Below are 10,121 nucleotides of genomic sequence, written 5' to 3'. Positions count from 1 at the left end.
TGGCAGCTACCCGGCTATTCTCCCCTTATAAGACACGCACACCCCGAAACCCCGGTAACAAACAACCCCGAAATTCCCCGGATAACGTGGAATGAAGCCTAGCGGTTGCGCTCGATTTCAGCATTGATTTCAGCTTGGGCTTCGGCGAGGGTCGGACCATCGATGAAGCCCAGATGCCAGAACTCCCAACCGTCGACATCTTGGCCGAGCTCGCGAGCCGCCTCGCTGGGATCGTCAAATTCGCGGCCTTCAAGGATAATGACCCCGCGCTCGGCGAGAGTAGCGTTGACTTCGGCCGCGCTTCCATCAAAGTTCACCAGGGCAATGAGCGGCGTATCTTCGCCGGTCACCTGGGCAATGACACTGAGTCCGGCAGCATCACGGTTCAGCAGGTCGGTTCTGTCAGATTGGGCCACTCCGGACTCCTCCGAGGTTGCTGCCTTTTCCGGGGATTGGGCGGTTTCCCAAGCCGCGGCATCGCCAGCGTTTGCCCAGCTAGCCGACTCGGCGGGTTGCTCGGATTGCGCCGGCTCGTTCCCGGCCTGCGCCTGTGCCTCTGCAGCCAGGGTCTGTTCGCTAGCGGGAGCCCGGTGGGAATGATGAGCTGTCTGGAATTCTCCGGTATCGGTGCCGGAAATAATGTCCGCGAAGGACGGTACATCAGTCTCGGCAACGCTACCGTGATGGGTGGTGAACAGCGACTCAACCGGTTCTTCGTCCTCTGCTGAAGCCAGCGGGGATACCCCGGAACCCCGGGCCGCTTCCATAATAGAATGGCGGGAGATTGAACCGGTTTGCAGTTCGGGTTCATCAACTGGATTCGGACTGTCCTCCGTAGTCTCAAGGGCGGGTGCTACCGGCTCCGGCCCGAGTGACGCTGGCTCTGAAACCGCCTCGACTTCGGGGGCTGCGGGCTCTACGTCTGGCACAGCCGTCCCGGAAACCGGACTGGTCGCCATCGGGGTCGCCAGGTCAGCAAAGCCTACGCTCGGCACCTGGTCCGGACTGGAATCCACTTCAGATGCCATAAACTCCACGTTTTGCACATCCTCATCGGTAGCGGAAGTAATCGCGGGAATGCGAGCTCCCCGACCCGCCAACAGATTCGTATCGTGGCTGAACAGCGAGGACGCGACCCGCTGCACATCCAGGAAGCGGCGCCCATTGGACATCTCGCGCACACTGACATGATGGACTTCCAGCCCCGAAGGGGTCAAAGCATCCAAGGCGGGGCGCACATCCGGGTCAATCTCGGTGGCGACCAAAATCAGGCGCGGTCCAGCCGCCAAGTTCGGGGGCATAGCATCGCGGAATTGCGTCCAACCGGAACGGAAAGCGCTGACCCCGCCGGGATAAGCGGCAGCCAAATCGTTCCATCCCAAGTTCGACACGGCTCCGAGCCGCGCCAAAGCTGCAATCAAACCTGTGGAATCCAGCCGATTCACCACTTCGACCAGCACGACCTGGCCGGAACCGTCCAAAGCGGTCAAACGCGGGGACTCCTGGGGAAAACCGTTGGCTGTCCCGTCCGTGCCAGGAACCCCCGACCCCGGCGACGCCCCAGGTTGCGCAAATTCTCCGGGCATCCCGGACACCGGTGTCACAGTCATATCGTTCCACGTCACGGGAAAAAGCGGGCGAGCAATAACTTCGAGGACCTGACGGCGGATAGAATCCAGAATCTCCCCTTGGGCTTCCGGGCCTACGGGATGGCCAAACTGGGCCGGAATCAGGTGACCTTGGTCATACTCAAACAGCGACATCGCAACCTCAATCGTCGGGACTCTTTAGCGAGCCCAGACTGCAAGGCTCAACTTCCCCTATCATCTCACGTTTTTACTCCTGTTACACCCAAGCATGAGAGAGCATTTCAAAATGTCAAGAATTTATTAGCGCTGTCGTCTAGGGGGACTGGCACAGCGCCGGGGACAGTGAGGAGGTTACAGCTCGCGTTTTTCGGGAAAGGCCGGGTCGTCAGGGTTCGCTGCGGAGGTATCACCAGTGTGGGTGGCCGGGCCGTCACCAGCCCGGTCGTTGCCAGCCGGGGTGTCCGACAAGGCCGGGGCGTCACCAGTCCGGTCGGGCGAACCATCCGCGGGGAACGAAGCCGCCGTGCCGGCCTGTTTACGGGAAAGTTCCTGGGATTCCATGACTTTCGCAGTGTCCTTCTTGGACCCGCCAATGTAGGACGCGGCCACCTGGGCGTGAACTGTTCCGGCAGCCCCGCCGATACGGTCGTGGCGAGTGGACAGTTCCGGCATCGAATCGTGCCCGGTCAGGTACAGAACCACGGTGTTACAGAACGCTATAATCGGCACCACCAGCAAAGCTCCGATAATTCCAGCCAGGAAGGTTCCTGCCGTCACGCCCAGCAGCACCGCCAGCGGATGCAGACTGACCGCGTTGGACATCAGCATCGGCTGTAGCACGTTGGATTCAATCTGTTGCACCGCCAAAATCACAATCAGCATGATGACGGCCGCCATGAAACCTTTATCCAACAGCAGAATCAACACGGCCATAGCCCCGGTGGTGACCGCACCGACAATCGGGATGAAGGAGCCAATGAAAATGAGCAAAGCCAGCGGGATAGTCATCGACCCGGCGCCCAGAATCGCTGCCCCGATGGAAATAAACACGGAATCCACCAAAGCCACCAGCGCCTGGGCTCTAATGTAGCCATTGAGCGTGGTCCAGCCGCGAATCGCCGCCTCGTGAACCGGCTCACGGGCGGGAACCGGCAGCATCCGAATCAACCAAATCCAAATCTGGCGACCGTCCTTGAGGAAAAAGAACAGGCAGAACAGCGAAATCAAGATGGTGGTGACCACGCTGGCGACCGAAGAAGTCACCGACAGCGCCGAGGACGCAATGGAGGAAGAATACTTGGTGGCAAAAGCGGTGATTTGAGCGGTCAGCTCTTTAAAATATTTATCAATTTGCGCCTGATCCAGATTCAGAGGACCGTCGCTCAACCACGCCAGAGCCTTGTCGAAGCCGCCCCCGGCTTTGACCAGCAGGGCGGGCGCGCCGTGGGCCAGCTGGGAGGTCGCAATCCAAATCATTGCCACAACTAGCCCTACGCCCACCAACAGGGAAATGACCGCGGATAACGTCTTGGGAACATGCCACTTTTGCAACCGGAAATGCATCGGCTCCAGCAGCAACGTCAACAACAGGGCAACCGCGAGGGGCACGAAAATGATGGAAACTTTCGTGATTCCGTACAGAATCAGCCCCAACGCCGCGATGATGACCAGGAAACGCCATGCCCAACTGGCCGCCACCCGAATCCGCCACGACACCGCATAAGCCGAGTTCGGGCCGTTTTCCACCTCGGGCGGAGCGGTCGGCTCCAGTCCGTCAAAGTTAGGAACTCGATTTTGCGTGTCCCGCCGGGAAATGACCTCGCGCCACCACCCGCGTCTAAACTCGGCTCCGGCGTTCAATAACGGTTTTTTCTCCATCGCACTTCCGTTTTCGGTTGTTTGTTGTTGTCAAAAGATGTCACAGTCTGGTTACTGCCTCACCGGGAACTTCGCGATATGGCAGGGCGGGCGCAAAGCTGGGGAAGGATAACCGCTCAGCGCACCATCCGGTTCAAGGCCAGTCCGTAGTTGACCTCGCGACCGGTCATCGCTCCGTCCGAGAGGAACCCGGCGCGGCGGTAAAACCGGTGGGCTCGCTTTTCCCCGGGATATCCCGAAGGCAGCCACAGCTGGGCTGGCTCCTGCGGACCGACCACGTATTCCAACAAGCGCCGCCCCAAGCCTTGCCCCTGATATTCAGGCATTAGGTAGTGCATAGAAACTTCCCGTTCTCGGGCGGGCGGGGCGACATGCTCGTTGCGTACCGTCTGAACCGTCATGGCGATGCCGACCACCCGGCCGTGCTCGACCGCAACAGCGATACGGCGTCCTGCCGGATCCGAGGTCAACAGGTTGTGCCATTGACCAACCAGGGTCGGCTCGTCAAAGCGGGAGCGATATTTATCGTCGATAAATTCGCCGTAGTTAGCCAACCACATGCGGGCGTGTGCCACCCCCATGCCGGCGGCATCCTGAACCTCAGGCGGGCGAATGTTGACAGTCATTACTCTCAATTCCGTGAGTCGTTTTCTCTAAGTCTAGCTTCTGTGGCCGGACGAGGAGAATCCACCCGCGGGAAAACGCGAAACCGATTCGTGTCTGAGCCAGAAACTCCCGAAACTCCGGAAGTTCTGGGACACGAACCTAGTTATCGGACGCAAATAACGCGAAAATCCGCAGGAACTCAATGTAAAGCCAGACCAGGGTCACCATCAGGCCAAAAGCGGCAGTCCAGGCGGTTTCCTGGGGCGCCCCGTTATCAACCGCTTTGACGATGTAGTCAAAGTCCGTGACCAGAGATAACGCCGCTAAACCGATAGCGATGAGGCTGACGATAATCCACAGCGGGAAGCCGCCGATGGTCGGGGCGTTCGGGCCGTAGAAAGACCAGGCCGGGTTGATGAGGCTGACCGCCAGGTTGCCCAGGTAGAACACAAAAATCGAAAACATGCCGACCATGACGACTCGCATCAGGGTCGGGGAGTTGCGCACCACCTTGGTCTTAAACAGCACCAGCATCACCAGGGTGGTGACCAGGGTCGCCACGATTGCTTTCATCACCACGCCGTCATAAAGCGCGGCGAACAAGCTGGAGATGCCGCCCAACATGACACCTTCAAAAGCGGCGTATCCCAGAATCAGGGCTGGAGAGGGACGGCTCTTAAACGAGTTCACCAGGCCCAACACCAAGGCCACAATCATCGAGCCGAATGCCACGCTCATGCCCAGTCCCGGATTGGCTGCGGTCAACGCCCAGGCCCCGGCTCCGAAAAGTAGGAGGGTCCCGAAAGTCAGCACTGTCTTAATCAAAACATCGTCCAGAGTGACGGGACGGCTGCCTGAAACCGTGCCGTACTGTTCCTGGCCATGCGGGGTGGGGAACTGCTGGGGTTGTTCCGGCGCGTAGCTCACTTGGGGAGCGTTGCCGGGATAGGTTTGGGTCGCGCCGCCACCGACCTGGTAACCAGGCATAGTCGGGTAACCTCCCGGAGTACGCTCGGTAAAAACTTTGTTGCGTGTAAACACTGGGTTGCTCATGTCGCTCCTTATTGTCTCAACGGTTTAATCGTAGCGGATTTCCCCATTACTGCCACGGCACAGTCCTCCTGCTACGGGGTGATTTTCTCAGGGCGCAGCCCTGTCACGGAGCCGGGAAAAACCAGCTGTGTCACAATAGGTTGGTGACTAAAAGCCAGGAACCCCGCAAGCCCGGAGGTAAAACCGACCCCGCTCGGCGTCAAACCCTGCGCGGAGTCGTGTCGAACGTGTTGCTGCTGGTCACGTTCATTGTGCTGTTCGGGGTCGGCATTTTGGTGGTGGTCCAAGCGGGTTTCCTGGAACCACAGGAAAATCTGGCTGCCCGCGGCATGATGGCGCTGGTCATCACCCTGCTGATGGTGGTGGCGGTGCTGCTGGCGCGCATCGTTCAGTTGGGACGAGACCGGGTGGACGAGTTGACGTTGCGCAACCGGCAGTTGGAGCTGGAGCGCGAGCAGTCCGAACAGATTGCGGTCGCTGACGAACGCGCCCGGATTGCCCGGGAAATGCACGATATTGTGGCCCACTCGCTGACGGTGTTGATTGCCATGAGTGACGGCGCCACCGCCGCGATTGACAAAAATCCAGAGCTCGCCAAGGAAGCCTTGCGCAATATGAGCGAAACCGGGCGGGCGGCGCTGGCGGATACGCGCCGCCTGGTGGGAGTGCTGCGCCAACCCACCGAAGTGCCCCAGAACCTTGACCCGAACGCCCCTCAGGACGACCAAACATCCTCGCTCGAGGAAGTCCGCTTCACTCCTTCTCCGGATTTGGCGGAAATGGACGGACTTATTGCCCAGTTCCGGGCGGCCGGCCTGCCGATTACCTACCGTTACACCGGGGATGAGGTGCCGGCTGACGGTCCGCTGCAACTGACGATTTATCGGATTGTCCAAGAGTCTTTGACTAACATTTTGCGTCACGCACCCGCCTCCACCGCGGTTGAGGTCGATTTACAAGCGCGGGACAACGGCATTCGTATCGTCGTGTTTAACGCCACTTCCCTGGCGGGGATTAATCCCGGCGGCGGGAAGGGACTCATTGGAATGCGCGAGCGCGCTGCGGTCTATGACGGTCACGTGGAAGCTGGACCCACCCCCGGGGGATGGCGGGTCGAGGCGACTTTGCAGTGGCAGCCTGAAGCGCCGAAGTCCGAGGGCTGGGTTATGCCCGCGTAGACAACTTTTAGGGGACAATGTAAACGTGAGTGAAAACGAAAACGAAACTGGACAGTCCGCGCCGTCCGCGCCCGGCGAAGTCATCAAAGTGCTGCTGGTCGACGACCAATCCCTAATTCGGATGGGTTTTCGGATGGTGCTGGAGGCGGCGGACGACATCACGGTAGTGGGCGAAGCGGCGGACGGCAAAACCGCCCTAAAGATGGTCAAGGCGACCGCGCCGGACGTGGTGCTGATGGACGTGCGGATGCCCAACATGAATGGCATCGAGGCGACCTCGGAAATCATCGCCAGCAACCCGAACGTGAAAGTCCTCATCCTCACCACTTTTGACCTAGACGAATACGCTTTCGCGGCGCTGCGGGCCGGGGCCAGCGGATTCCTACTGAAAGACGCCAAACCAGAGGAACTCATCGGCGCAATCCGCAATGTCGCCCACGGGGATGCCACGATTTCCCCGCGCGTGACGAAACGGATGCTGGATATGTTTGCCCCGCAGCTGCCCGGCGACCAGGACGGCGACGCGGAGACGAATCTGGTCGACCAAGCCTTGCTGGACAGCCTCACCGATCGGGAAACCGAGGTGCTCACCCTCATCGCCCAGGGGCTGACCAATCAGGAAATCGCCACGCAACTGTTCATTTCGATGACCACTGTGAAAACCCACGTGGGCAATATCCTGAACAAGATTGGCGCCCGCGACCGAGTACAAGCCGTCATTTTTGCCTACGAAAACGGCCTCGTTTCCGCGTAACAGCGTCGGATTGACGAAAAAACTGTACCCCCGGTCGGATTCGAACCGACACTGAACTGATTTTAAGTCAGCTGCCTCTACCATTGGGCTACGGGGGCGCACACATTTTTCAGACTGGTTAATCATCTATTCATTTGGGAATTTACTCAAATCGACCCTAAACTTTGAATATGGACAAAGAAGTGCCAAGCAATGATAAAGAAAACGAAAATCTCGACAGGGGCCTCTTCGGCGAGCAGGATCTAGCCGGTCCGTCCCCGGAAGATTACGATGCCGCGGTTCGAGTTGGTGAAGAACGGCTCAGCGCTCAAGAGCGTTTCGCCCGGTTTGTTTCCGACGACATCGTCGGGGGCTTGATTCTGATTATCGCCGCCATTATCGCCCTGGTTTGCGCTAACACGCCTTTCCGCGAGGGTTATCAGGCGGTGGCACAGTTCGTGCCCGACCCCGGCTTGGCGCAGGCTGCCGCCGCTGACACCCTGTCGGTGCTGCAAAAACTGCACCTGTCCATGCCTATTGAAGAGTGGGCGCGTGACGGTATCCTGGCGATTTTCTTTTTCACGGTCGGGTTGGAGCTAAAGGAAGAGTTCACCCACGGCGCCCTGCACGATCCACGAACCGCGGCGATGCCAATTATCGCCGCCGCCTTTGGGATGGCCGGTCCCGCCCTGGTTTACGTGGCCGTCACCGCCATCACCGGCTCTGGAGCTTGGCACGGCTGGGCGATTCCGACCGCCACGGATATTGCTTTCGCGGTCGCGATTTTGCAGATTTTTGGCCGCGGCCTGCCCAACGGAGCCAGGACATTCCTGTTGACCCTGGCTGTAGCCGACGACTTGGGCGGGATTATCGTCATCGCCGTGTTCTATGGCTCTAACCTGAATCTCGCTTTCCTGTTGCCGATGGCGGCGTGTGCCGCCCTGTTCGGGTTCCTGTGTCACAAGCGGAAAGGTCACTGGTACTTCCTGATTCCCCTGGGGGTGTTGACCTGGTACTTCATGCTGGTTTCCGGCATTCACGCCACGATTGCCGGAGTAGTTTTGGGCATGGTGGTTCCTGCCGACAAGCGCGACTGGGAAGTTCACAACCTGGTGGAACAGATTTCTATGAAGGTCAACCCGGTTTCGGCCGCGTTTGCGGTGCCGTTCTTTGCTTTCTTTGCTGCTGGCGTGGACATCGTGGACACCCCCGGCGGAGCGCTCAAGATGCTGACCAATCCCGTGGCCGTGGCGGTCATGCTGGCTTTGCCTTTCGGGAAGTTGCTGGGGATTTCCGGTTCTGTGTTCGTGATGGAAAAGTTCACTCCTCTACACTTGGAAAAGGGCGTGACCATGGGTGATATGGTTCCGATTTCGCTGGTGGCGGGGATTGGTTTCACGGTGGCGCTGTTGATTTCACACCTGTCTTTCCGCGGCGACGATTTGCTGACCCAAGCCGGTTCTATCGGCGTGGTCATGGGCACCGCGCTGTCCATCGTCCTGGGCGCTATCGCTTTGCAGGTACGCCTGGCGTACCGCCGATCGCACTCCCACGAGTGAGATTTTGCCCGGTTTCCCGGGTGAAAGTTAGCGTTTTTCGGTTGCGCGAGGATTCAGTCAAGTCTCCCCGCATGGCTAGTTGACCCCACGGACCGGGGAACGCAAGCCCCGCCCTTGTGCATCCGCCCGACCCCGCGGACTTGGGAAAGAAAATAGCCCAAAAGGGTATGTCCGGTATCGAGCGCATCTGATATTTTCGAGGTGAGGAATCGGCGTTGGGTCGCTTCCCAGAAACCTAGAAAGGCAAACAAATGCGGAGTTTGCAAAAGAAAAGCCTGGTGGCGGGCATCGCAGCAATCGCGTTGGTGGCGTTGAGCGGCTGCGAAATGGACGTCAAGCTGAAGGTTATTGATGAGAACACCATTGAACCTTCGGTTATCGTGGCGATGACCGAATCAGAAAAGGACATGCTTTCCTCTAGGAGCGACGGCGAGGAAGTGACCTGCCAGGATCTCGCGGATATGGAAGATGAGGACGAGGCCACGGTCAAAGATTTGAGTACCGGCGGGGATATGAAATGCGAGATTATTCTGCCGCAGGGACAGAATCTCAATTCAAGCGAGAACCTGAAAAAAGAAGGCGATGACCTGGTTCTGTTCCTGCCCAAAGAGCAGATTTATGACTTGAAATCGGAACTGAACGATGCTGGGGATATGAGCGAGCTCGGTATGGATTCAATCACCATGAACCTGATTATCCAGATGCCCCACGGCATCAAAACAGCCACCGTGGACGGGCAACCCGTTGATTTCAAGGGGGACACCGTGACGCTGGACATGACCGACATCAGCAACGAGGTTAAGATTGTGTCCTCGCCTGGGATTCCTGGCGGAAATGCCGGCGATGAGGCTGATTCCGAGTACGACCCGGACAATGACCTCACCGATGCTGGGAGATCTGTGGCGGCAGGAATGGGCATGCTAATCCTGGGGATTGCCTTTGTGGGGATTCTGATAATTGCCGGCATCGTCATCCTCATCGTGGTGCTGGCGAAAAAGAGCAAGGCAAAGGCTATTCCGGCTAACCAATTCGGCCAGCCGATGAACTACGGGCAGCCTGGGCAACCAGTACAACCGGGACAGCCAGTTCAGCCAGGGCAGCCCCAGTTTGGGCAACCCATGCAACCCGGGCAACCTGGACAACCCGGAGTTGGACAGCCAGTTCAGCCAGGGCAGCCCCAGTTCGGACAGCCCGGTCAACCCGGGCAACCTCAGCCTTTCACTCAACCTGGTCAGCCGGGACAATCGGGACAGCCGGTTCAGTCCAACCCCTTTGCTCAGCCGGGAACCCCGAACCAGTCGATTCAACCAAATCAGCCTGGCCAGACCCAGTTTGGTCAACCGCAGTCATTCGGTCCGAATACCCCTGACCAAGCTAATCCGTTCTCCGGACAAACCAACCCCACCCAGGATCCAAATCCGCAAAACTAGCCCCAACAAGCTGCGCGAGGTTTGACATACCTGCCTGGGTTGTGCCTAAAGGGGGAGAATAGCCGGGTAGCTGCCATTATTGGCAGCTACCCGGC

The 10,121-nt window shown here is 58.7% G+C and carries 8 protein-coding genes and 1 tRNA gene; 4 read left to right on the top strand and 5 right to left on the bottom strand.

The features are described 5' to 3' along the window. Positions 1–98: 98 nt before the first annotated feature. The 4 genes from AC5LBQ_RS08810 to AC5LBQ_RS08795 all read right to left on the bottom strand — a co-directional run bounded on the left by AC5LBQ_RS08810 (position 99) and on the right by AC5LBQ_RS08795 (position 5,126). Entirely contained in the window at positions 99–1,763 is a 1,665-nt protein-coding gene (locus AC5LBQ_RS08810) for a prolipoprotein diacylglyceryl transferase (RefSeq protein ID WP_493265242.1), read from the bottom strand. 177 nt (positions 1,764–1,940) lie between these two features. Beyond that, complete coding sequence (locus AC5LBQ_RS08805) at positions 1,941–3,467, bottom strand: AI-2E family transporter (RefSeq protein ID WP_493265241.1); 1,527 nt, start codon at positions 3,465–3,467, stop codon at positions 1,941–1,943. A gap of 116 nt (positions 3,468–3,583) precedes the next feature. Further along, on the bottom strand, positions 3,584–4,093 hold the full coding sequence (locus AC5LBQ_RS08800) for a GNAT family N-acetyltransferase (protein WP_282920951.1): 510 nt from the start codon (positions 4,091–4,093) through the stop codon (positions 3,584–3,586). Between the two features lie 139 nt (positions 4,094–4,232). After that, the gene (locus AC5LBQ_RS08795; RefSeq protein ID WP_493265240.1) at positions 4,233–5,126 is read right to left on the bottom strand and encodes a Bax inhibitor-1/YccA family protein; all 894 of its coding nucleotides are present in this window, start codon (positions 5,124–5,126) and stop codon (positions 4,233–4,235) included. A gap of 218 nt (positions 5,127–5,344) precedes the next feature. On the opposite strand from AC5LBQ_RS08795, the gene AC5LBQ_RS08790 reads away from it, so the two are divergent. After that, on the top strand, positions 5,345–6,304 hold the full coding sequence (locus AC5LBQ_RS08790) for a sensor histidine kinase (protein ID WP_366125193.1): 960 nt from the start codon (positions 5,345–5,347) through the stop codon (positions 6,302–6,304). Between the two features lie 25 nt (positions 6,305–6,329). Continuing rightward, positions 6,330–7,058: a response regulator transcription factor gene (locus AC5LBQ_RS08785; RefSeq protein WP_493265239.1), complete on the top strand. Its 729-nt coding sequence runs from the start codon at positions 6,330–6,332 to the stop codon at positions 7,056–7,058. A 25-nt stretch (positions 7,059–7,083) separates the two neighbouring features. Here AC5LBQ_RS08785 and AC5LBQ_RS08780 read toward each other — a convergent pair. Continuing rightward, positions 7,084–7,156, bottom strand: a tRNA-Leu gene (locus tag AC5LBQ_RS08780). A gap of 72 nt (positions 7,157–7,228) precedes the next feature. Between AC5LBQ_RS08780 and nhaA the strand changes: the two genes are divergently transcribed. Continuing rightward, entirely contained in the window at positions 7,229–8,596 is a 1,368-nt protein-coding gene (nhaA, locus tag AC5LBQ_RS08775; RefSeq protein ID WP_493265238.1) for a Na+/H+ antiporter NhaA, read from the top strand. A 251-nt stretch (positions 8,597–8,847) separates the two neighbouring features. Then, positions 8,848–10,026, top strand: coding sequence for a hypothetical protein (locus AC5LBQ_RS08770; protein ID WP_493265237.1), 1,179 nt, complete (start codon positions 8,848–8,850; stop codon positions 10,024–10,026). Positions 10,027–10,121 lie beyond the last annotated feature (95 nt).

It is taken from the genome of Mobiluncus sp. (assembly GCF_985070215.1).
This window is presented reverse-complemented; position numbering and strand designations above follow the sequence as displayed.

Bases quoted from the DNA above. Each gene is read 5' to 3' on its own strand.
- AC5LBQ_RS08810 (WP_493265242.1), bottom strand. From the start codon at position 1,763: ATGTCGCTGTTTGAGTATGACCAAGGTCACCTGATTCCGGCCCAGTTT.
- AC5LBQ_RS08805 (WP_493265241.1), bottom strand. From the start codon at position 3,467: ATGGAGAAAAAACCGTTATTGAACGCCGGAGCCGAGTTTAGACGCGGG.
- AC5LBQ_RS08800 (WP_282920951.1), bottom strand. From the start codon at position 4,093: ATGACTGTCAACATTCGCCCGCCTGAGGTTCAGGATGCCGCCGGCATG.
- AC5LBQ_RS08795 (WP_493265240.1), bottom strand. From the start codon at position 5,126: ATGAGCAACCCAGTGTTTACACGCAACAAAGTTTTTACCGAGCGTACT.
- nhaA (WP_493265238.1), top strand. From the start codon at position 7,229: ATGGACAAAGAAGTGCCAAGCAATGATAAAGAAAACGAAAATCTCGAC.
- AC5LBQ_RS08770 (WP_493265237.1), top strand. From the start codon at position 8,848: ATGCGGAGTTTGCAAAAGAAAAGCCTGGTGGCGGGCATCGCAGCAATC.